The organism is Virgibacillus sp. DJP39 (genome assembly GCF_049310925.1).
GTDB lineage: Bacteria > Bacillota > Bacilli > Bacillales > Amphibacillaceae > Virgibacillus_F.
This window is the reverse complement of sequence record NZ_JBMERP010000037.1, coordinates 12,298-34,707: the sequence shown is the minus strand read 5'-3', so window position 1 is coordinate 34,707 and position 22,410 is coordinate 12,298. Positions and strand designations below refer to the sequence as shown.

29 protein-coding genes are annotated in these 22,410 nt (G+C 42.1%); all 29 read left to right on the top strand.

The features are described from left to right. Positions 1-617 precede the first annotated feature (617 nt). The 29 genes from ACOI1D_RS12855 (at position 618) to ACOI1D_RS12715 (ending at position 22,403) form a co-directional block, all read left to right on the top strand. Entirely contained in the window at positions 618-818 is a 201-nt protein-coding gene (locus tag ACOI1D_RS12855; RefSeq protein ID WP_422501689.1) for a hypothetical protein, read from the top strand. 337 nt (positions 819-1,155) lie between these two features. Continuing rightward, positions 1,156-1,590, top strand: coding sequence for a sigma-70 family RNA polymerase sigma factor (locus ACOI1D_RS12850; RefSeq protein ID WP_422501688.1), 435 nt, complete (start codon positions 1,156-1,158; stop codon positions 1,588-1,590). Between the two features lie 73 nt (positions 1,591-1,663). After that, the gene (locus ACOI1D_RS12845; RefSeq protein ID WP_422501687.1) at positions 1,664-1,825 is read left to right on the top strand and encodes a hypothetical protein; all 162 of its coding nucleotides are present in this window, start codon (positions 1,664-1,666) and stop codon (positions 1,823-1,825) included. Then, the gene (locus ACOI1D_RS12840; RefSeq protein ID WP_422501686.1) at positions 1,818-2,159 is read left to right on the top strand and encodes an rRNA biogenesis protein rrp5; all 342 of its coding nucleotides are present in this window, start codon (positions 1,818-1,820) and stop codon (positions 2,157-2,159) included. Before ACOI1D_RS12845 ends, ACOI1D_RS12840 begins: the two co-directional genes overlap by 8 nt. Beyond that, positions 2,159-3,346, top strand: a complete 1,188-nt coding sequence (locus ACOI1D_RS12835) for a DUF2800 domain-containing protein (RefSeq protein ID WP_422501685.1) — start codon at positions 2,159-2,161, stop codon at positions 3,344-3,346. The genes ACOI1D_RS12840 and ACOI1D_RS12835 overlap by 1 nt, the downstream gene beginning before the upstream one ends. A 16-nt stretch (positions 3,347-3,362) precedes the next feature. Continuing rightward, the gene (locus ACOI1D_RS12830; RefSeq protein WP_422501684.1) at positions 3,363-3,902 is read left to right on the top strand and encodes a DUF2815 family protein; all 540 of its coding nucleotides are present in this window, start codon (positions 3,363-3,365) and stop codon (positions 3,900-3,902) included. A gap of 5 nt (positions 3,903-3,907) precedes the next feature. Beyond that, complete coding sequence (locus tag ACOI1D_RS12825) at positions 3,908-5,857, top strand: DNA polymerase (RefSeq protein ID WP_422501683.1); 1,950 nt, start codon at positions 3,908-3,910, stop codon at positions 5,855-5,857. A 37-nt stretch (positions 5,858-5,894) separates the two neighbouring features. Then, positions 5,895-6,092 carry a hypothetical protein gene (locus ACOI1D_RS12820; protein WP_422501682.1) on the top strand — a complete coding sequence of 66 codons (198 nt, stop codon included), beginning with the start codon at positions 5,895-5,897 and terminating at the stop codon, positions 6,090-6,092. After that, positions 6,049-8,454 carry a VapE domain-containing protein gene (locus tag ACOI1D_RS12815; RefSeq protein ID WP_422501681.1) on the top strand — a complete coding sequence of 802 codons (2,406 nt, stop codon included), beginning with the start codon at positions 6,049-6,051 and terminating at the stop codon, positions 8,452-8,454. Before ACOI1D_RS12820 ends, ACOI1D_RS12815 begins: the two co-directional genes overlap by 44 nt. Before the next feature lie 266 nt (positions 8,455-8,720). Continuing rightward, positions 8,721-8,999 (top strand): VRR-NUC domain-containing protein, encoded by a 279-nt coding sequence (locus tag ACOI1D_RS12810; RefSeq protein WP_422501680.1) that lies wholly within the window; start codon positions 8,721-8,723, stop codon positions 8,997-8,999. Then, entirely contained in the window at positions 8,996-10,387 is a 1,392-nt protein-coding gene (locus ACOI1D_RS12805) for a DEAD/DEAH box helicase (RefSeq protein WP_422501679.1), read from the top strand. Before ACOI1D_RS12810 ends, ACOI1D_RS12805 begins: the two co-directional genes overlap by 4 nt. Continuing rightward, positions 10,368-10,793 carry a DUF4406 domain-containing protein gene (locus ACOI1D_RS12800; RefSeq protein WP_422501678.1) on the top strand — a complete coding sequence of 142 codons (426 nt, stop codon included), beginning with the start codon at positions 10,368-10,370 and terminating at the stop codon, positions 10,791-10,793. The genes ACOI1D_RS12805 and ACOI1D_RS12800 overlap by 20 nt, the downstream gene beginning before the upstream one ends. A gap of 54 nt (positions 10,794-10,847) precedes the next feature. After that, complete coding sequence (locus ACOI1D_RS12795) at positions 10,848-11,279, top strand: DUF1492 domain-containing protein (protein ID WP_422501677.1); 432 nt, start codon at positions 10,848-10,850, stop codon at positions 11,277-11,279. 194 nt (positions 11,280-11,473) lie between these two features. After that, complete coding sequence (locus tag ACOI1D_RS12790; protein ID WP_422501676.1) at positions 11,474-11,836, top strand: HNH endonuclease; 363 nt, start codon at positions 11,474-11,476, stop codon at positions 11,834-11,836. Between the two features lie 320 nt (positions 11,837-12,156). After that, positions 12,157-13,416 carry a site-specific DNA-methyltransferase gene (locus ACOI1D_RS12785; RefSeq protein WP_422501692.1) on the top strand — a complete coding sequence of 420 codons (1,260 nt, stop codon included), beginning with the start codon at positions 12,157-12,159 and terminating at the stop codon, positions 13,414-13,416. A gap of 74 nt (positions 13,417-13,490) precedes the next feature. Continuing rightward, positions 13,491-13,688: a hypothetical protein gene (locus ACOI1D_RS12780; protein WP_422501675.1), complete on the top strand. Its 198-nt coding sequence runs from the start codon at positions 13,491-13,493 to the stop codon at positions 13,686-13,688. An 8-nt stretch (positions 13,689-13,696) separates the two neighbouring features. After that, complete coding sequence (locus ACOI1D_RS12775; protein ID WP_422501674.1) at positions 13,697-14,011, top strand: hypothetical protein; 315 nt, start codon at positions 13,697-13,699, stop codon at positions 14,009-14,011. A 125-nt stretch (positions 14,012-14,136) separates the two neighbouring features. Continuing rightward, the gene (locus tag ACOI1D_RS12770) at positions 14,137-14,922 is read left to right on the top strand and encodes a hypothetical protein (protein ID WP_422501673.1); all 786 of its coding nucleotides are present in this window, start codon (positions 14,137-14,139) and stop codon (positions 14,920-14,922) included. Beyond that, positions 14,915-15,124 (top strand): hypothetical protein, encoded by a 210-nt coding sequence (locus ACOI1D_RS12765; protein WP_422501672.1) that lies wholly within the window; start codon positions 14,915-14,917, stop codon positions 15,122-15,124. The genes ACOI1D_RS12770 and ACOI1D_RS12765 overlap by 8 nt, the downstream gene beginning before the upstream one ends. Before the next feature lie 67 nt (positions 15,125-15,191). Beyond that, positions 15,192-15,413, top strand: a complete 222-nt coding sequence (locus tag ACOI1D_RS12760; protein WP_422501671.1) for a hypothetical protein — start codon at positions 15,192-15,194, stop codon at positions 15,411-15,413. Between the two features lie 97 nt (positions 15,414-15,510). Next, on the top strand, positions 15,511-16,017 hold the full coding sequence (locus ACOI1D_RS12755) for a phage terminase small subunit P27 family (RefSeq protein WP_422501670.1): 507 nt from the start codon (positions 15,511-15,513) through the stop codon (positions 16,015-16,017). 25 nt (positions 16,018-16,042) lie between these two features. Next, positions 16,043-17,599, top strand: coding sequence for a terminase large subunit (locus ACOI1D_RS12750; protein WP_422501669.1), 1,557 nt, complete (start codon positions 16,043-16,045; stop codon positions 17,597-17,599). Positions 17,600-17,713: 114 nt separating this feature from the next. After that, positions 17,714-18,964 (top strand): phage portal protein, encoded by a 1,251-nt coding sequence (locus ACOI1D_RS12745; protein ID WP_422501691.1) that lies wholly within the window; start codon positions 17,714-17,716, stop codon positions 18,962-18,964. 65 nt (positions 18,965-19,029) lie between these two features. Continuing rightward, the gene (locus ACOI1D_RS12740; RefSeq protein ID WP_422501668.1) at positions 19,030-19,809 is read left to right on the top strand and encodes a head maturation protease, ClpP-related; all 780 of its coding nucleotides are present in this window, start codon (positions 19,030-19,032) and stop codon (positions 19,807-19,809) included. Between the two features lie 4 nt (positions 19,810-19,813). Beyond that, a complete protein-coding gene (locus ACOI1D_RS12735) occupies positions 19,814-21,007 on the top strand; it encodes a phage major capsid protein (RefSeq protein ID WP_422501667.1) in 1,194 nt (397 codons plus the stop codon). Between the two features lie 64 nt (positions 21,008-21,071). After that, the gene (locus ACOI1D_RS12730) at positions 21,072-21,593 is read left to right on the top strand and encodes a hypothetical protein (RefSeq protein WP_422501666.1); all 522 of its coding nucleotides are present in this window, start codon (positions 21,072-21,074) and stop codon (positions 21,591-21,593) included. Between the two features lie 24 nt (positions 21,594-21,617). Further along, the gene (locus ACOI1D_RS12725; RefSeq protein WP_422501665.1) at positions 21,618-21,929 is read left to right on the top strand and encodes a head-tail connector protein; all 312 of its coding nucleotides are present in this window, start codon (positions 21,618-21,620) and stop codon (positions 21,927-21,929) included. A 13-nt stretch (positions 21,930-21,942) separates the two neighbouring features. Beyond that, a complete protein-coding gene (locus ACOI1D_RS12720) occupies positions 21,943-22,077 on the top strand; it encodes a hypothetical protein (protein ID WP_422501664.1) in 135 nt (44 codons plus the stop codon). Next, positions 22,074-22,403: a head-tail adaptor protein gene (locus ACOI1D_RS12715; protein WP_422501663.1), complete on the top strand. Its 330-nt coding sequence runs from the start codon at positions 22,074-22,076 to the stop codon at positions 22,401-22,403. Before ACOI1D_RS12720 ends, ACOI1D_RS12715 begins: the two co-directional genes overlap by 4 nt. The last annotated feature ends 7 nt before the right edge of the window (positions 22,404-22,410 follow it).

The window sequence follows — 22,410 nt, the reverse complement described above, 5'->3', positions numbered from 1 at the left end:
TTTTATGAGCGTGCTATAATTAGCTCATACATTTTAGACAAGTAATTGGAAGAAGTATGTATTTCATCCTTGGGCTAGCAAATATTTTAAAAGTTTTTGTCTCTATATTTTTTTGGTTTAACCGTTGACTATAAACAATGGATAAAGTGAACTTATTACAATACTTAACAGAACTTAAATCAAACGACTGATGAAGGAAGATGGGAATTATAGGTACAAAAGTAAAGTGCCCTAATTGTAAAAACAAAAGATTAATGGACATGCTTTCAGCTAAAGAAGCAGAGGTAGAAATAAAGTGCCAGAAGTGTGGAAACACCATTAATGTATTTTTCTATAACAATCAAATACAAACCAAAGCAGTGTAGTTCATACTGTCAGTGAACTTGAGACTAGAAAAAACGAAGCGGGGGCTGGTCTTTTGATTATAGGACCTGTCCTCATTTGTTCCATCAATGTAGTAAAAGTATAAATCATGCTTATTGCCAGTAATCGATCAAGTGTTGGTGTAAAAAATTAACTTTCCTACTATACAGAACATGTGTTCTTGTATAAAATGTAATTAAGAAATACAAGTAAATCATCAGGTGGTTTCACCACATGTACTGGGAGGAGAATTAATGATAGAAAAAAGTAGCGTTATAAGAATAGAGTGTCCTGTTTGTGGTCACAGGTTAATGGATAAGGGACGAGAAGCATATGGTACTGTTCAAGCTAAATGTGGTAAGTGCAGAAGAGTATGGACAGTGGATTTAGGTTTAGATGAATTTAATTTAGTAAGTGGAAAAGCTATACCGAGACGAGAAGGAGCCGGTGAATAAGTTATTTAAGTCACCGAGCTACCTTAAGGGCCGGATACTATCGATTTTGACGATAGTGTCCGGCCTTTTTTTTGTTTTAAAATTTCATACCACGATTATACCGAGCGAGGAATCCTAAGAATTACCCAGGCCGGATAGTTACTTGTTAGTAGTTATCCGGCTTTTGTGTTCTTAGAAATTTAAATATTCGGTACCGAGCAATGGAGTCGTGGTGAACTACCTAATGGCCGGACAATGGTTAATCCTGAGATTTATTCAGGGATGCTATTGTCCGGTCTTTTTTTTATCTCATTTTTCCCCTGCGGCTCCCTTGCCAGGCCATTGGGAGGAAAAGAGAATGAGGAAGTTTATCAAAATCGGCAAGGACCAAGTCTCCGTAAGTGAGGAGATTTACAAAGAATATTACAGAAGGAATCGACGTGAGCGATACATGGAACAAGACATTAAAGTTGGACGGATTGATGTTGATTCTGAAGCAGAAACGGTTGTTTTTGTTCCAAGTAAAGAAGATTCAATCAATCGTTTGATGGATCAAGGTGCAGATTTTGATGATGATCAAATGATAGAAGAAATACTCTGCGATAAAGCAACATTGCTGATTTTACAAGAAGCGATGGCGGAACTCAATCAAAAAGAACAAGAGCTGATTCAAGCTCTTTACTATAAAGACCTTACAGTCAGGGAAATTGCTATGGTGGAAAACGTCTCCCATGTGGCTGTTGTTAAACGCCATAAAAAGGTGTTGGACAAGCTTAAAAAATATTTTTTGTAGTTTTGGTTACCAAACCACCCTTCCCATTGGCTAATAAGTGAAGGGCATTATCTAAAACAAGGAGGTGAATGGGATGACAACACAAGTAAAGCAAAAAGGTGTCAATAAAGATATGCAGGAAGAGATGGTTGGGGTACTTACGGCAATCAGTATTGTCTCTAAAAGACTAGCCAATCGACTGAGCGATCTTGATGAACAAAATGTAAAGAAAGGGGAGAAAAATGCAAATGAGTAAAACGAAACTCGCTTTTGATGTAGTGACAGACTTACGAAATCTAGCAGGAAGTATTGAAACCTTGGTGATTGCATTAGAAAGCAATCAAACGGATTCTGCAGTTCCTGTTGAAAAAGAACAACCTAAGAAGAACAAGGAACCAAAGAAAACAGCACAACCTCCAAAAGATAAATTACCTTCTTTGGAAGATGTCAGGTCGAAACTTGCAGCACTTTCTCAAGATGGAAAACAGTTACAAGTGAAGGAGTTAATCACAGGGTTTGGAGCAAAGAAGCTAAGTGACATCCCAGCCGAAAAGTATTCGGATCTTTTAGTAGAAGCGGGGAAACTTTGATGAAGGATACTGGGGTTGGATCTGTGAATCATTCAGAACGGGCCCATGCTAGTTTAGGTGCCTCAAAAGCAAGTCAGTGGTTAGCTTGTACACCAAGCATTCGACTCGGCGAACAGTACGAAGAAACAACAAGCATTTTTGCCAAAGAGGGTACATTCATGCATGAGCTATCGGAGCTTTATTTGTCTTATGAGTTAAAACAGATGACAAAAGCTCAGTTGAATAAAAAGTTAAAGCAGATGAAGCAAAATGAATTTTATAGCTCAGAAATTGAACAAGCCGTACAAACCTATGTAGATGTAGTTACTGAAAAAATGAATGAAGCTAGGGCACTATGTAAGGACCCACTCATCCTTATTGAGGAAAAAGTAGACTTTAGTCCTTGGGTGCCAGCTGCTTTCGGTACCGGGGACGTAATTTTGATTTATGGTGATAGATTAGAAGTTATTGACCTTAAGGGTGGGAAAGGTGTCAAGGTTTCTGCAGTGGAAAACCCACAAATGCGACTGTACGCTTTGGGTGCATTAAACAACTTTGGTGTACTCTATGATATTCAGAATGTCCTGATGACCGTTGTGCAACCAAGATTAGACAATATCTCCACGGATGAAATGCAAGTGGATGAACTATTGGAATGGGCAGAAGAAGTGGTCAAGCCCAAGGCGGAGTTAGCATTTAAGGGTGAAGGTGACTTCATTGCCGGAGACCATTGCAGGTTTTGTAAGGTAAAGGCTACCTGCAGGGCGAGAGCAGAAGCGAATACAAAGCTTGCTGTGATGGATTTTCAAAAGCCACCACTGCTTACAGATGATGAGGTAGTGGAAGTACTAGCCTCCATTGATGAGTTGATTAGCTGGGCAAAAAGTGTTCAGGAATATGCCCAAATCATGGCTATTCAAGAAAACAAACAATGGCCAGGGATGAAACTAGTTGAGGGTAGAGGCGTTCGTAAGTATTCGGATGAAGAACTAGTTGTAAAAACACTGACTGATGCCGGATACGACAGTGATGTGATTTATAAAAAATCAGTTAATACCATAACCACTCTTGAAAAAGAGCTTGGTAAAAAAACATTTAATGAATTGATTGGTACTTTGCTTACAAAAGCTCCAGGCAAAGTAAAACTGGTACCTGAAGATGATAAAAGAGCAGAAGTAAAAGCTTCTCCAAAAGCAGATTTCAAATAATAGGAGGAAACGCATTATGGTAAAAATTACAATTGGAACAAAGGAAAACCCGGTTCGATTCAGTTATGCGAATGTGCATCAACCAGTAAGCGTCAACGGAAGTGATTTAAAATACTCACTCAGTATCATTATTCCGAAGTCGGACAAGAAAACTATAAAAAAAGTGAAAGATGCCGTCCAAAAAGCTATCGAAGAAAATAAGGACAAGTTTGGCGGCAAGGTGCCGAACAACCTTAAGACTCCGCTCCGTGATGGTGATGTGGATAGGGAAGAAGATGAGGCTTATGAAGGTGCCTATTTTGTTAATGCCAATAGCAAAGTTAAACCCGGTATTGTTGATGCGGATGTTAATCCTGTTTTGGACCAAAGTGAGTTTTATAGCGGTTGTTACGGCAGGGTCAGTTTAACTTTTTATGCTTACAATGTGAACGGAAATCGTGGAATCGCAGCTGGTCTGCAAAACATCATGAAGACATCCGAAGGAGAGCCACTTGGTGGAAGAAGCCGTGCAGAGGATGATTTTTCAGATGAAGATGATGACGACATCTTAGGTTAATGCCTATGAAAACCTTAGCCATCGACATAGAAACTTACAGTAGTATAGACCTCATTAAATCCGGGGTCTATGCCTACAGTGAATCGGATGATTTTGAAATCCTGCTCTTTGCCTACGGGATTGATGATGAAGAGGTACAGATTATTGATTTAGCTTCTGGTGAGAAGATACCAGAAGAAATTATAAAAGCCATTACGGATACTACAGTACAAAAGACGGCCTACAATGCCAACTTTGAAAGAACGTGCTTAACCAAATACTTTGATGAACCAATGCCACCTGAACAGTGGCAATGCTCATCGGTTCATGCCTTAATGTTGGGTTTGCCTGGATACCTTGCTGGTGTGGGGAAATGTCTGAAGTTGAAAGAACAGAAATTGAAGGAGGGGAAAGCCTTAATTCGCTACTTTTCTATTCCTTGTAAGCCCACCAAAGTTAATGGGGGAAGAACACGGAATCTACCGGAGCATGATCCTGAAAAGTGGGCTACCTATAAGGTCTACTGCAAACAAGATGTTGAGGTAGAAAAACAAATCCGAAAGAAACTAGAGGCTTTCCCCATACCAGAAGTGGAACAGAAGCTTTGGGAGCTCGATCAGAAAATGAACGATCAAGGTGTCTCCATTGATACTAGCTTGGTGACAAATGCGCTGAAAGCAGATGCTAGTTTTCAAAAGAAGCTCTCTGAAGAAGCAATCCATTTAACTGGATTAGAAAACCCTAATAGTCCTGCCCAGTTAAAAAGCTGGTTGCAGGAACAGGGGATAGTAGTGGACAGCCTTTCAAAGGAAAAAGTTGTAGAGCTACTAGACAAGGTAGAAAACCCGACAGTGAAACGGTTGTTGGAACTAAGAAGAGCGATGTCAAAAACGTCCGTGAAGAAATACGAAGCGATGGAACGATCCATATGTAGGGACAAAAGAATAAAAGGTTTGTTGCAATTTTATGGAGCTAATCGTACTGGGCGCTGGGCGGGAAGGCTCGTACAAATTCACAACCTTCCAAGAAATAGCATGAGTGATTTACACCTTGCAAGAAACCTTTTGAAATCAGGAAACTATGAAGCTCTGGAACTTCTTTTTGATAGTGTACCAGAGCTTCTTTCACAGCTTATCCGTACTGCCTTTATTCCATCAAAAGGTCATCGGTTTATCGTAGCTGACTTTTCAGCTATTGAAGCAAGAGTGATTGCTTGGTTGGCGGGAGAGCGTTGGCGAATGAATGTGTTTCAATCTCACGGAAAAATTTACGAAGCTTCTGCAGCACAAATGTTCAATGTACCGATTGAAACAATTGATAAAGGTAGTCCCTTGAGGCAGAAAGGGAAAATAGCTGAACTAGCCCTTGGATATGGTGGCTCGAAAGGAGCATTGATGCAAATGGGGGCAATAGATATGGGCCTTACGGAAGATGAACTTCCTGAGTTAGTCGCAGCATGGCGACAGGCAAATCCAAACATCGTAAAAATGTGGTGGGCTATAGAAGCAGCTGCCATCAAAGCAGTGAAAGAAAAAGCGGTCGTGAAGATGCAGTATGGGCTGACCTTTCATTACACAAAGGGCATCCTTTTTATACAGCTCCCTTCTGGACGTTCACTTGCTTATGTAAGGCCAAAAATGGGGATCGATGAACGCTTTGGAAAAGAACAAATCACCTATGAAGGAACCGAGCAAAGCACCAAACAGTGGGGAAGAATTGCGACCTACGGGGGTAAGCTGACGGAGAATATTATTCAGGCCATTGCCAGGGATTGTCTAGCTGTATCCATGCTTCGGTTGGATGAAGCCGGTTATCAAATCAACTTTCATGTCCATGATGAAGTGATTCTTGATGTTCCAGTTGGAGTTGGCTCGAAAGAAGAAGTTGAAGAAATCATGGGTCAAGCTATTGCTTGGGCTCCGGGACTACCACTGAACGCCGATAGCTTTGAAACAGATTACTATAAGAAAGATTAGTAGATTTTCATAAATGGAAGCAAGGAGTTTGTCTGACATGGACAGAGTCAAATTTGTAACGAATTTAAAAGTGTACAAAGATGTGTTATCAAGACAGACGCTTAAAACAATAAAAGGTCAGGCTCTTTCCGGTGATATGGAAGGAGCCAGAAAGGGCCTGAATACGGTGTTACGTAGGAGGGTTGATAGATGTGATAGATGCCAGCGAGAAAAGAAAAACGATCGTACAACATGATGGAAACCTGACAATCGCCACCGGAAGAAATAGAAAAGAGCTGAATTGGAAAAACAGAGAAATGCTCTGGTCCGAGGTGGTAAAGAAGTTAAGCAGTACCATCAGAACCCATGAAACGCATGAAGAATACAAGAAGTTGTCTAAATCAAAGCAGGATGAAATCAAAGATGTGGGTGGATTTGTCGGTGGGACATTAAAAGGAGGGAGAAGAAAGCATGACAGCGTCGTGTGGCGGCAGCTGGTAACTCTTGATGCTGATTTTGTAAAAGGAGATTTATGGGCCTCGGTTGAGACCATCTTTGGTCACGGATGCGCCATGTATTCCACCCATAAACATGATTCGAAAAAGCCAAGACTACGACTGGTGATTCCTTTAACGAGACCAGTCACAGCTGATGAGTATATACCCATTGCTAGAAGAATTGCGGCAGACCTGGGCATTGATTTTTTCGATGATACAACCTATCAGATCCACCGCTTGATGTACTGGCCGTCAACTTCATCTGATGCAAACTTTGTGTTCAACGTACAGGATGAGCCATGGATTGATCCGGACACAGTGCTTCAAAGGTACCCGGATTGGAGAGATTCATCCTACTGGCCAGAGAGTTCAAGAACGGTTCATGAACGAAAAAAACTGGCGGATAAGCAGGGAGACCCTAGAAGCAAAGAAGGGTTGGTCGGTGCTTTTTGCCGGACATACTCTGTGATAGATGTGATTGAGAAATATTTAAGTGATGTGTACCTGCTCTGTGAGGATCCAAACCGTTATACCTATGCCTCCGGTTCTACAGCAGGTGGATTAGTCATTTATCAAAATGGTGATTTTGCTTATTCCCATCATTCCACGGATCCTATTGGAGGAAAACTTTGTAACGCTTTTGACTTGGTTCGATTCCATTTATATGGGGACTTGGATGAGTCTGTGAAAGAGGGAACGCCTATCAATCGTCTGCCTTCTTATAAAGCGATGGTGGATGAGGCCTTAAAGGACAAGCAGGTGAAGATCACCCTTGGCAAAGAACAACTGAATCTTGCTGAAGAAGATTTTGAAGAGGAAGAAATGGAGTGGCTGACAGAACTGGCTCGGGATCAGAAAGGAAATATTGTTTCTAGTGCGCCCAATGTCATCCTCATTCTTGAAAATGATCCAGCGTTTAAAGACAGAATTGCCATGAACGACTTTGTTCATCGGGTGGTGATTAAAGGTGATCTGCCCTGGAGAAGTGCGGAAAGAGGCGAGTACTGGTCGGATGCCGATGATGCTAGTTTGAGAAACTACCTTTACTCTGTTTATGGCATTAAGGGGGCTGGTATTATCGGCGATGCTTGGAGCGAAGTAGCGGTGAAATATGCTTTTCATCCAATCAAAGAATATTTAAATGGTTTGCATTGGGATGGGACGGAACGGATAGAAAGCATCATGATCGACTACCTAGGTGCAGAAGATAATGAAGCAATAAGAACATTTACCCGAAAAATCCTCGTGGCTGCAGTCACTAGAATCTATCGACCCGGTGCGAAGTTTGACTACTGCGTTGTTCTAATTGGTCCTCAAGGGGTAGGGAAAAGTTACATTATTAAGTGCATAGGCAAAGAATGGCACTCGGATTCCCTGATTACCGTGAAGGGCAAGGAAGCCTACGAGCAACTTCAGGGAGCTTGGATTTTGGAGATGGCGGAGCTCACGGCAACGAAGAAGGTAGACGTGGAAGCAGTTAAGCATTTTATTTCAAAGTCAGAGGATACGTTCCGAGTCGCTTATGGAAGACATAATGAAACGTTTAAAAGACAATGCGTGTTCTTTGGAACCACCAATGATTATGACTTTTTAAATGATCCGACAGGAAATAGAAGATTTTTACCAATTACGGTCAACGGAAACGGCAGTAAGAACATGTGGGTCGATCTAACCGATGAGGAAGTGGACCAGATGTGGGCGGAAGCAAAAGCACTGTTTGAACAAGGAGAATCCTTGGCTCTCAGTAAGGAAATTGAGGAAAAAGCTCAGGTGATTCAGGAGGCTCATACGCAAGAGAACCCGATTGCAGAAAGCATCAGAACCTATTTGGAAATACCGGTACCAACAAACTGGTATGAACTCGACATCGGAACCCGGCGTACCTATTTGCATATGGACCACGGTGACGGTCAGCCTAATGCGAGTGTGAAGCTAAACAAGGTCTGTGCCCAGATGGTTTGGGAAGAACTGTTTCAAAAGGATGTATCCATCATGACTAGATATGATGCCAAAGAGATTAATACGATCATCCAAAATACTCCGGGATGGAAACGAGTGAGTTCGGTCAGGTTTGAGAATCATTATGGTACGCAAAGAGGTTTTCGTCGAGAAGATTTGTAAACAGGTAAACATTAAAAAGAATTTATTGTTTACAGCCAAACCCTTACTACTACTTGCTTAACAACATTGTAAACAATGTAAACCTATCTATCTATTAAAGAAAAAATAGGGGGATTAGAGAGTAATAGATATACGCTATACCCCCTAATAGCGTTCTATGTATAAGTTATCAAAATTGCTGTTTACATGTTTACAAAAGCTTTCAAGGCCTTAAGAACACAGGGGTCAGGCTGTAAACATTACATTTCTATAGGAGCGAGTTAGACATGAATGAAGGAAGCATAGAAAAGAGACTTAAAATGAAAGTAAAGCAAAATGGCGGTTTCGCTTTTAAGCTTATATCTCCCGGTTTTGCAGGCGTGCCAGATAGGTTAGTACTCTTTCAAGGAGCACAGGTGGCTTTCGTAGAATTAAAAGCACCAGCTAAAAAACTAAGAGCCTTGCAACGAAAAAGAAAGAGTCAGATTGAGGCGTTAGGATTTAACGTTTATACGATTGATAGTTACGAGGAAATCGAAACCTTGCTACAGGAGATGGTCCGATGATTTACAAACCTTATCAATACCAAGCGTATGCCGCTAACTGGATTATTGAGAAAAAGAAATCTGCTCTATTTCTAGAGATGGGAATGGGTAAGACCATATCAACCCTGACAGCTATTTTGGACCTTATGTATGATCACTTTGATGTTGCAAAGGTTCTGGTTATTGCTCCACTTCGAGTGGCTAGCACCACTTGGGAGGAAGAAGTGAAAAAGTGGGATCACCTTAAAACGCTACGAATTTCAAAAGTGCTTGGAAGCGAAAAACAAAGAGTAGCAGCCCTATACAATAAAGCTGACATCTACATTATCAACCGAGAAAATGTCACATGGCTTGTGGATTGGTTTGATACAGATTGGCCCTTTGACATGGTGGTCATCGATGAATTATCCAGCTTTAAATCATCCAAGGCAAAACGGTTTAAATCCTTAAAGAAAGTAAGACCTTTAATAAAAAGATTTGTGGGATTAACTGGTACACCAGCGCCCAATGGACTGATCGACTTGTGGCCACAGATTTATTTATTAGACGGTGGAGAGAGACTCGGGAGAACGGTAACTGGCTACCGGGAGAAATATTTCCTACCAGATCAACGAAATCAAATGATGGTATACACATGGAAATTAAAACAGGGTGCTGAAGATGCTATTTATGAAAAGCTTTCGGATGTCTGTGTGAGTATGAAAGCAGAAGATTATCTGGAGTTACCGGACCGAATTGATAATACCATTCTAGTTGAGCTGCCAAAGAAGGCGAAAGAGCAGTACGAGATGTTAGAAAAGGAACTGATTCTATCCATAGCGGACACGGATGTCTTAGCTGGATCAGCAGCAGTCCTTGCAAACAAGTTATTACAGATGGCCAACGGTGCTGTTTACGATGAAAACAAAGAAGTGAAACACATTCACGATGAGAAGTTAAAAGCACTTGATGAACTGATTGAAGCTGCTGGTGGGAAACCTGTTCTTATTTTTTATGGCTATCAACATGATAAGGACAGGATCTTAAACCATCTTAAGAAAGCCAAACCCAGACTCTTGCAATCGGATGGAGATATCAAGGACTGGAATAGCGGGAAAGTTAACATCCTTTTAGCCCACCCTGCATCAGCAGGTCATGGTCTTAACCTTCAAGCTGGCGGGAACATCATCATTTGGTTTGGGCTTAACTGGAGTCTCGAACTCTATCAACAAGCGAATGCAAGACTTCATAGGCAAGGCCAAAAGGAAACAGTCATCATTCACCACATCCTTGCAAAAGACACCATTGATGAACGGGTGATGAAAGCGTTAGAAGATAAGGATACCAGCCAGGCTGCTCTGATTGAAGCGGTGAAGGCGAGAATGAATAAATACAAGGAGGAAATGAAAAATGGGAGTGAATCTTTATAACAAGTCAGGATATCTTGATCCAACTGTCTATGAGGCTCTGACCAATATAGAACGAGAGAAAAAACAAAAGAAAAAGATTGTTTTTATTTGTTCACCATATGCGGGTGATGTAGAAAGCAATGTGATGAGAACAAAACGCTACGCACGATATGCAGTAACGGAAGGCATGGTTCCGATTATCCCACACTTAATGTACCCACCGTTTTTGTTTGACGGTGATCAAGAAGAACGAAAGCTAGGAATTGAAATGGGGCTCGTGCTTCTGGAAAAATGCGATGAGTTGTGGATGTTTGGATCGCAAGTCTCTCAGGGAATGGCCATCGAGATCAAGAAAGCCAAGGCGCAAAACATCACCATTCGGAAGTTTTCAACAGAGTGCAAATGGATTGGTGGTGCGAAGCGATGATCGAGCTAAGTTACTCATGACCTAGGTTTTATCTAAAGAAGGGAGGTAGCTGACATGAATGCAAAGGAATATTTATCCCAGGGGATTTGGCTTGATAAGATGATCGATAACAAGTTGGAGCAATTAGATTCATTAAAAAGTCTATCGATGAAGGTTACGGCGACGTTGAGTGAGGTAAAGGTATCCGGTGGGAACCATGAGAAAAGCACCATGGAAAGTGCTATCGTAAAGGTGGTTGATTTAGGAAATGAAATCAATGATGATATTGATAGGCTGGTCGATCTAAAAAAAGAACTCATTGAAATCATTAATCAGGTGGCCAACTTGAACTATCAATTGTTGCTAGAGATGCGGTACATCAGTGGAAAGTCGTGGGAAGATGTTGCCGTTTCACTAAACTATAACAGCAGATCTGTATTCAAGGTCCACGGGAGAGCATTAAAAGAAATTGAGAAAATTAGAGAAGAGGGCAGTAAAAGGCAGTGAAGGGCAGTCGGGTAATCGGTTATACTATAAAATGTAGAGGTATAGTAAAAATCAAGAGAACCAGATGTTGTAGCATATGCCTAAGCTATATCGATTCGATCTTAGGAAACGCACCATTCTTGAATAGTACAGTCCTTGGATATCATTGGCCGAGGACTTTTTCTATGCCTAAAACAGGAAAAAGGTGATGGCCGATGCCATGGAAACCAAAAACAATCTGTCGCCATCCGGCTTGTCATGAGCTTGGTGTTGATAGGTATTGCGACAAACATAAAAAGCAAGTAACAAAAGAACAGAACAAGTCCAGCTCAAAAATATACACCTATCAGTGGCGCAAGGTGAGTAAAGCATACTTAAAAGAAAATCCTCTGTGTGTTCATTGCCGAAGAGAAGATAGACTAACACCAGCAACAGAAGTGGATCATACCATTCCACATGGTGGTGAGATGAAACTCTTCTGGGACAAGCGCAACTGGCAGGGTCTTTGCAAAACGTGTCACAGTAAGAAGACAGCCCTTGAAGATGGTGGATTTGGGAATGCACTCAAGGCACCGTAGGGGGTTCACATCTTACCAACTCCTTTGAAGCGACAACGCGCTAGGGTTTCGTGTAGTAATTCGCAAAAATCGTAAGGGGGGGTATCTAGGCGGATTTGCAGATATCAGGGATTTTGTGTAAATGAGTTAAAAACCGTATGAGAACTGGGTTACAGCCATTCTTTTGTTTCCCTAAGTAAAGAAATAACCAATTGAATAGCAAGTAGAAAACAGCTCGAAATATAGGTGTTTTCAACACGTTTAGGCTCGAAGACTAGGTCTCGGGCTATTTTGATGTTCAAAAATAATCGAGTCAAGGAGTTGAAAAGATGAGTGAAGAGATGATAATCCGAAAAATCCCGGTATCCGAAATCAAACCGGCCAAGTATAACCCACGTAAGGATTTAAAACCGGGCGACCCAGCCTATGACAAACTGAAACGGTCCATGGCCGAATTTGGTTATGTGGAACCGATCATCTGGAATAAAGAAACCGGGAACATCGTCGGTGGCCATCAACGATACAAAGTTCTTGTAGATGAAGGACATACAGAAGTCGAGTGTGTGGTCGTTGAACTTTCTTCTGAAAAGGAGAAGGCCCTTAACGTTGCGCTTAATAAAGTAACCGGCGACTGGGAGTTTGAAGCATTGGCTGACTTACTGAAAGATCTAGAAGAGCAGGATTTCGATGTGACCCTTACCGGTTTTGATGCAGCAGAGATTGAGGATTTATTTAGCCAGGTTCACGATAAAGATGCCGAAGAAGATGATTATGATGTGAACACAGCATTGGAGGAAGCATCCTTTGCAGAACCGGGAGATATCTGGATGTTAGGTAGACATCGGTTAATGTGCGGTGATGCTACGAACGCAGAAAACGTGGCTCAGCTGATGGATGGAAAGAAAGCGAATTTGCTAGTAACGGATCCTCCTTACAACGTGGACTTTGAAAGTTCCAGTGGACTTAAAATCCAAAATGATAAACAAGACAATGAAACGTTTATCACGTTTTTGCAGTCTGCGTTTAAAAATATGGCAGAGAATATGGCTCCAGGTGCTTCTGCCTATGTATTTCATGCAGATACAGAAGGATTGAATTTCAGGAAGGCTTTTGTTGATGCGGGTTTTCATTTAAGTGGTGTATGTATCTGGAAGAAGAACTCTCTTGTGTTGGGAAGAAGTCCATACAATTGGATTCACGAACCGATTCTTTTTGGTTGGAAAAAAGGTGGCAAGCACAGATGGTACACAGGTCGTTCTGAAACAACCGTCTGGAGTTACGACAAACCAAGGAAGAACGGTGAACACCCAACCATGAAACCCATTCCGCTGTTATGCTACCCAATCAAAAATTCCTCTCAAGTTAACGGTATTGTTTTAGATACATTTGGTGGCAGTGGTTCCACGCTCATTGCTTGTGAACAAATTGATAGAATCTGTTACACGATGGAACTCGATCCTAAGTACGCGACGGTAATTGTGAAGAGATTTATTGAGCAGGTAGGTACAGAAGATGTGTTTTTATTACGAGGTGGTATTAAGGTTCCTTTTGCTGAAGTGCCAAAGCCAGAAATTAAAGAAACTGAGGAGTTACTACAGTAACATTTTAATAGAGTTGCTATACCTCAACGTGTATGGCAATATGCTACTACCTTGAATAGATTGGAGGCGTAGCAATGGATGGAAATCTAAAGCCCGCATGCAAACTAGCCGGTGAAGATGGGAATATCTTTTTTATCCTTGGACGTGTCAGCAGGACTTTAAAAGAAAACGGAAAAACTGAACAAGCCAAAGAAGTAAGTGAACGAGTGATGGCATCAGGTTCATATGATGAGGCCCTCCAAATTATCATGGAATACGTTGAGGTGGAGTGATTTTTAAAATGAAAGCAATCTTTGGAAGGAAAGTTAGTAATCTAGCGGAACTAAAGGAAATCACCGAGGGGGCCCTAAAGCAAGGACAGCGGGGGCAAAGCTATTGTGTGATAAAGGAAGTTTTACTAGAAGATAACGATTTTCATAACTTTACGAATGACTTTTTTAACGACCAGCCTTGGATCACGAAAGAAGATGGTGGGGTGAACCAACAAAGAGAGGTTCGCTGTATCAGAGTCATTAATGTAAACACCGGTGAAAAGGTACTTGTAAACACGGAAGGCTATACTTATCCGAGATATACAGCAATTGAAAATGACTAAAGGGCAGACCATAATGAGGTCTGTTTCTTTGATTAGAAATGAGTACATTTTTGCCCATAAAGACTTGCTATTACCTGTGTTTAGAGTGATATATGTACTACACCAAAACACAGGAGGTAATGAAAATGGATCGAAAAGAAATGGTTAAAAAACTAGGAGAATTTTTAGGGGTGAAACCAAGGTATCTCAATGTTCCAACCTTTGCTTATGAGATTGCAACGGAGGAAGAAACCTACACAATTGATAGGCAGGGAACAATTACAACTTCAGCTGGAGAAATGAAGACTTTCGATGAAATCTTAAACCCGCCAGAACCGAAAGAAGAGCTAGAGACGAGAGTCGAACAAGGGCCTGCGGAAGATACACTAGAGAATGAGAAGGTATTGGATCTCGACGGGATGGAGCTCACCCTTCCGCTAGAAGGGCACTCTGGAAACACGCTGCGAAATCTAGTAAACATGCTTAATAGTAAACAGCATCTGATTTTGATGGCCTTTGGGACAACCGAGCCACTGATGGATGCCACCGTTGCAGAGGATTTAAGCTTGAAGGAAACAAGCAGCTTTGAAGAATTTGAAAAGGCGCTGGATGAACTTGGTCCCGAGAGGCTCCCAGGCTTAGCATTTAATTTTGAACAGGAAACATTCACTATCAAGCTAGCAGCGACAAATTTAGTACCTGATAAGATCACAGCTTTTCAAGAACTAATCGCATTCACCAATCAAAACGCTCAAAAGCAAAAGCGAGCATCTTTCAAACAAGCACAGGACGACAATCCTAAATACGCCTTCAGAACGTGGCTCATTCGTCTCGGGATGAATGGCAGTGAGTACAAAACGACAAGGAAGGTGCTGCTTGCAAACCTTGAAGGTAGCGGGGCTTTTAGAAAAGTGGGTGAATCAAATGGATAAATTTTTCACACAAACAAACTGTGATCGCTGCGGTGGAACCTTAAAAGCCGGACGGATTATGTCCATGTACAATACGGACTGCCTTTGCATGACTTGTAAGGATAAAGAATCAAAAAGGGTCGATTATGATGAAGCCGTGAAAGCGGATCACGAGGAAATTAAGAAGGGGAATTACAATTTCAAAGGAATAAAAGGCCAATAAATTAACTTGCTAATACCTGTGTTTAGAGTGATATATAGACATACCAAAACACAGGGAGGCAGTTTAAATGACCAAAGATCTGGATCGAATGCTACAGGGAAATGTTGATGCATTGAGAGGTATGGAACTTCTACTTAAGCAAAAAAGAGATTTGGAAGCATCGGGGTATCAAAAAAATGAAATGTATTTAGTGCCAGGAATGTTAGTTCTTCAACTTGATGATGGTGAAGTACGTTGGATGGTTTTTAATGGCGAATTCAAAATGGAAATCTGGCAGGATAAGAACTAAGAAGAAATGAAAAGCGATTGAGTCACTCATACACAAATTAGAGTCTATCAGGGGATAGGTTCTTTTGATTTGATGAATTTAGAAGGAGGTGAAAGTTATGGCAGGTAGAGGAAGGCCGCCCAAACCAACAGCAATTAAAGAGCTGGAAGGTAATCCGGGGAAAAGAACTTTGAACAAAAACGAACCGAAGCCGGAGAAAAAGGCGCCGAAATGCCCGTCATGGCTGGAGCCTGATGCCAAAAAAGAATGGAGGAGGCTTTCTAAGGAATTAACGGCGATGGGGCTTTTAACGCAGGTGGATATGGCCGCCTTTGCTGGTTACTGTCAGGCCTATGCGAGATGGAAAGAAGCGGAGGAATTTATCTCAAAGCATGGTTCAATTTTAAAGACCAGCTCCGGTTATATTCAGCAAATCCCGCAAGTATCCATCGCCCAACAGAATCTAAAACAGGTACGAAATTTTTGCTCGGAAATGGGACTTAGTCCATCCGCGAGAAGCAGGCTGAATATCAACAGTTTAGGCAACACCATCGATGGAGATGAAATGGAAGAACTGCTTTTAAGTATTCCAAAAGCAGAAGATTTAATGGGAAGACCGAATTAAATCGGGCAGAAAGGAGGAGATGACCATGCCATATAGCGAAGCACATGCTAATCATGCGATTAACTTTATTCAGCAGCTCAAACTGACAAAAGGCAAGTGGGCGGGAAAACAATTCATCCTTCTGCCCTGGGAGATTGATTTAATCAAGAAACTCTTTGGTACTTTAAGGGAGGATGGCACAAGGCAATATCGTACCGCTTATGTAGAGATTGGTAAGAAGAATGGGAAGTCAGAGCTCGGTGCTGCGATTGCTCTTTACATGCTTTTGGCCGATGGGGAACCAAATGCAGAAGTATATGTAGCTGCCTGTGATCGACAGCAAGCAAGTATTATTTTCAACACCAGCATGAACTTCGTTGAAGGGAATAGGACCCTTTCAAAAGTATCAAACACGATAAAATCCACCAAACGAATTGTCTACCCAAAAACAGGGAGTTTCTATCAAGTGTTGAGTTCGGATGTAAAATCAAAGTCAGGGATTAATGCTTCTTGTGTCATCCTTGATGAAATCTGGACCTATCCGAATGCCGACTTGGCAAAGATGCTCACCACTGCATCGGGTGATGCGAGAACGCAGCCGCTCTTTTTATACTTAACGACCGCTGGAAATAATCTCTCTGGTTATGGTTGGGAAATGCACGGCAAAGCTAAAAATATTCTAGAAGGAAAAAGGGTTGACCCTACATTCCTTTCCATCATCTACGGACTTGAAGATGATGCAGACATTGAAGATGAAAACAATTGGTACAAGGCTAATCCTAGTCTTGGTCATACCATTCAAATAGATCGGGTCAAGGAGCATTACAACCAAGTGAAAGATGACCCCGCAGACTTGGCACTGTTTAAGCAGCTTCGGTTGAACATGTGGTTAAAGCAAGAAATCAAATGGATGCCAATGGACAAATGGGATCTTTGTAATTTTACGGTGGACCCAGAAGAACTGAAAGGAAGAGTCTGTTATGGCGGTCTTGACCTATCCTCTACTAGTGACGTTACCGCCTTTGTTCTCGTTTTTCCGCCAGTTGATGAAGACGATAAGTACCAGGTATTACCCTTCTTTTGGCTGCCAGAGGAAACACTGCCTCAACGGGTGAAGCGAGATGGTGTGCCATATGATCTTTGGAATAAGCAAGGACTGTTACATCTTACAGAAGGAAATGTGGTCCATTATGGCTTTATTGAAAAATTCATCGAAAAGTTAGGTGAACAATATAACATTAGAGAAATCGTCTATGACCGCTGGGGTGCAACACAAATGAGTCAAAACCTAGAGGGGATGGGCTTTAACGTAGTGCCTTTTGGTCAAGGGTTTAAAGATATGTCACCACCTACAAAGGAAATCATGCGGCTCATATTAAGTAAACAAATCGCGCATGGTGGCCACCCGGTACTTCGTTGGATGGCAGATAACATTGTTATTCGCACGGATCCTGCCAGCAACATCAAAGTGGATAAGGAGAAGTCAACGGAGAAAATTGATGGTATTGTCGCCCTTATCATGGGACTAGCTAGAGCGACGGTGAATCCAACTGATGACGGCACTTCAATTTATGATGAACGCGACATGATTATATTGGGATAGTTTTTGCGAACATGCCTTGATTACAACTAAATAGAGCATAAATGCAAAACCAGCATCTTTTAAGAGGTGCTTTTTTTCATGCCGAAAAGAGAAGGGAGTGATGAAATGATAATGATGGACTTTCTAAAGGGGATTTTTAAAGCGCATGACAATCCAACAGATAGTGTTAGCTCGGCACCAAACTTTTATATGGGGCCAAGTGTATCTGGAAAAATGGTGAACGAGCGAAGTTCCATGCAGACGACAGCGGTTTTTGCCTGTGTACGAATTATTGCTGAGACGGTGGGCTCTCTTCCATTGCACACGTTCAAGTACACAGGGGAAGGAAAAGAAAAGGTCTATGATCACCCATTATATAAGATCCTGCATGACGAACCGAATCAAGAAATGACGTCCTTCACCATCAGGGAAACGATGATGACCCATCTTCTCTTATGGGGGAATGCTTATTGCCAGATCATTCGAAATGGTCGTGGAGATGTCATGGCACTTTATCCCTTGCTTCCGGATAAAATGACGGTCGACCGGGATGGGAAGGGCCAGCTTTACTATGCTTACAGAAAAGAAGGCACCACGCATTATCTTGGTCCCGATGAAGTGTTGCATATTCCTGGGCTTGGCTTTGATGGAATCATGGGGTACTCTCCGGTAGCTCTTGCCAAAAATGCAATTGGTCTTAATATTGCTGCCGAAGAATATGGCGGTAAGTTTTTTGCAAATAACGCAACCCCGAGTGGGATCCTTTCCACAGCTGGAACGATTAAGGATCCGACAAAGGTAAGGGATGCTTGGCAAGCGACCTATGGTGGGAGTGGTAGGAGTAGCAAAGTAGCTGTATTGGAAGATGGTCTGCAATACCAAGCAATTAGTATGCCCAATTCCGATGCCCAGTTTTTAGAGACCAGGAAGTTTCAGATTGAAGAGATTTGTCGGATATTTCAAGTGCCACCGCACATGGTAGCTGATTTAAGTAAAAGTTCCTTTAGCAATATTGAAAACCAATCGATTAGCTTTGTTGTTCATACAATCAGACCTTGGCTGGTGCGGATCGAACAGGCGATTGATCGAAAGCTCTTTAAAGAAAGTGAAAAGGGACAGTTATTTGTATCCTTTAATGCTTCAGCTTTAATGCGTGGAGATTATAAGTCTCGCATGGACGGTTATTCTATAGGAATTCAAAATGGTTTTTTTTCCGTTAATGATGTGCGCCGTATGGAGAATCTCGATCCGATTGCTACCGAAGAAGGTGGTGATCTTTATCTAACCAACGGTAACATGCTGCCGCTTAAGATGGCGGGTGCATATGCAAAGAAAGCATTGAAAGAAAGTGAGGAGGCAGCTGAAAAAGATGAAAATACAACTTAAAAATAATGGGCAACCGCATCTCAGCGAAGAGGTGCTTTTTTTATGCCCAAAAGGAGGTCAAGGAGATGGATAAATTTTGGCGATGGGTGATGAATGAAGCCGGAGAAAAACCAGTCAGGATCTTACACATGGAGGGTTATATCGCTGAGTCATCCTGGTTTGATGATGACATCACACCTAAACAATTTAAAACAGAGCTTTATGAAGGGGGTGAACCATCAGATGACATTGTAGTGAAGCTCCATTCGCCTGGTGGTGATTGTTTTGCGGCAGCGCAAATCTACAACATGTTAAAGGAATATCCGGGCCATATCAGTATTCAGGTTGATGGACTAGCTGCAAGCGCCGCTTCCGTGATTGCGATGGCTGGGGATGAGGTGTGTGTTTCCCCACTATCCGTTTTGATGATCCACAATCCTGCGATGTTAGTCGCTGGGGAGGTATCAGATCTTGAATCAGGCATTAATCTTCTAAGCGAAGTGAAGGAAAGCATCATGAATGCTTATCAGACCAAGACCGGATTATCTAGGCTGAAAATTTCTAACATGATGAATGCGGAAACCTGGATGAGTGCCCATAAGGCGATTGAACTGAAATTTGCCGACCGTGTCCTTTACGAGAATGCACCAACGGATGACCAAGCGGACGGTTTTATTTATGACAAGCTCACAGTTACGAATGCCCTAATCAATAAACTACCGGGGATTCAAGCAAAGATGCCACAAATAGTTGCACCAAAAGCAACAAAAACACCTGAAGAAACAGATGAAAACAAGCAAGAAGTAGACCGGATTCCAGTCAATCAACTAGAAAAACGGTTGGAACTCATTAAAAATTGGAGGTAATACGATGAATAGAATTCAAGAATTAAGAGAAAAACGAGCAAAGGTATGGGACCAGACCAAGAAGTTTTTAGATGAACATCGTCAAGAAAGTGGACTTATTTCCCCAGAAGACAATGCCGTCTATGAAAAAATGGAAAAAGAAGTTGTTGACTTAGGAAAAGAAGTAGAGCGTCTTGAACGTCAAGAGACGATGGATCGGGAACTAACTGCGGCTACTACCAATCCGTTATCCGCTCGCCCTGAAAAAACGAGAGAAGAAAAGACAGGCAGAGCTACCGATGCCTACAAGTCAGCCTTCTGGGGTGCGATGCGAAATAAGGTGAACCCTTCTGTACAGAACGCCTTACAAATTGGCCAAGATTCAGAAGGCGGATATCTCGTTCCTGATGAATATGAACAGCAATTGATTCAGGCGTTGGAAGAAGCTAATGTGATGCGGAAACTGTGCCATGTAATTAACACAAGCCATGGAGACAGAAAGATTCCAGTGGTAGCAAGTCATGGGAGTGCAGCATGGATGGATGAAGAAAGTGCCTTGCAGGAAAGTGATGATACGTTTACTCAAGTCAGTCTTTCTGCGTATAAGCTTGGAACAATGTTGAAAGTATCAGATGAGCTATTACACGATTCTTTCTTTGACCTTGATGCATATGTGGCTGGTGAGTTTGCTAGACGAATTGGTGCAGCTGAAGAAGAATCCTTCCTTTTAGGGAATGGCATCAGCAAACCGACTGGCCTTCTAAACAGCACTGGCGGAGCTACTACTGGAGTCACAGCCGCGAGTGCCACAGCAATTACCATGGATGAAGTGATTGATTTATACCATAGTCTTAAATCATCTTATCGAAAGAACGCTACGTTCATGGTGAACGATGCGACCATCAAAACGATCAGAAAGCTAAAAGATGGACAAGGTCAGTATTTATGGCAGCCATCTGTCTCAGCAGGAACACCGGATACGATTTTAAACCGTCCCGTATTGACTTCACAGTACATGCCGACAGCTGCGGTTGGTGAGAAAACGATTCTCTTTGGTGACTTCAATTACTACTGGATTGCCGATCGCCAAGGCAGAACGTTTAAGCGCTTGAATGAACTTTATGCTGCCAATGGTCAGGTTGGATTTTTGGCATCGCAGCGTCTTGATGGAAAACTAATCCTTCCAGAAGCAGTGAAGGCTCTTCAACAAAAAGTGTAAGAAATCTAATGGCGGGTGGTCTTCATTGACTGCTCGCCTCTTTTAAAAAGGAGGAGAAAAACAAATGGGGTATAACACAAAAAACTATACCGATCAGGGTGGCGAGAAAACGGTCATCGGTGGTGAACTCAGCATCACAGCTGAAGGGAAACTTACTTTTGATGGGAATTCACTTTCTAAAGCTCTTTACCAATCAAACAGTGAGGCCACAACAATTGCAGGTTTAGTTGTTGATTTTAACAATCTATTAGGAAAATTGAGAACCGCTGGCATACTGTTTGCAGATGCTCCGGTCATAACGCTATTGATTGAACCGATGGATAATACGGTAACAGCAGGTAGCATTGAAGAGAATCTTGCACTGGAAGCTACCGTAACAAATGGGGCAGAAATGACGTACCAGTGGTATAGCAATACCACAGCAACGTCAACCGGAGGTACAGAAATTGACGGGGCGACAGAATCTGTCTTTGCACTTCCTACCACATTGACGGCAGGAACCTATTATTACTATTGCGATATTAGCGCTGAAGAAGCGGAAAGCGTAACGTCGAATGTTGTTACTGTTACCGTAGAGGCTGCGTAATGGAACTAACGGATGGTGGTAAGTATGAACACATTGCTTGAAAAGGTAAAAGCCAACCTCATCCTAAGTCATGACGAGGACAATGCCCTTATTGGAACCTACATCTCGGCCGCCATTTCTTACGCTGAAAGTTTTCAGCATTTCGACCAAGGTTATTACAATGAACATTTTATGTCACCAGCCACCGAACAAGGGACCATTATGTTGGCCACTCACTTTTATGAGAGCCGCGATGGTTCCACCGGTGGTTTTTTTGGTGATAACGTTAGGGCCGCTGAACAGGTGTGGAATACGGTCCATCTTTTACTTCGTATGGGCAAAGAGTGGAAGTTGTGAGGGAGGAATACGTATGAAAAGAAGGATTAGCCAACATCGAAAAAAGCAAAAGTGTTGTTATAAAAAAGGGCGAAAGAAAGATCGGAACCAAGACAGAAGTGAAGAGAAGGTTGAACGCCCAATCGGTAGGTCAGGTGATAGCGGGTGAGCTTTGGGAAAATGAACAGCTTTATTGACATTTTTGATCAAACACAAGCAAAGGACAGCGATGGGTTTGTTACCGAAACAGACGACTTTGTGGCCAGTGTTAGAGCCTACAAGGAAGAACGACACGGCTCAAAGAAGTGGGCGAACATGGCGGCTTACACGGCTGCAGATGCGATATTTAAATTTCGGAGAATTCCACAGTTAGAGATAAAAAGTGGAATGATACTAGTCTTTGAGACTGAAAGATACAAGATCGTCAGTGTGGAACATCTAAAAGGTTTATACGTAGAAGTGTCCGCTGAGAAGATGGTGCCTTCAAATAGATAGGTGGAGG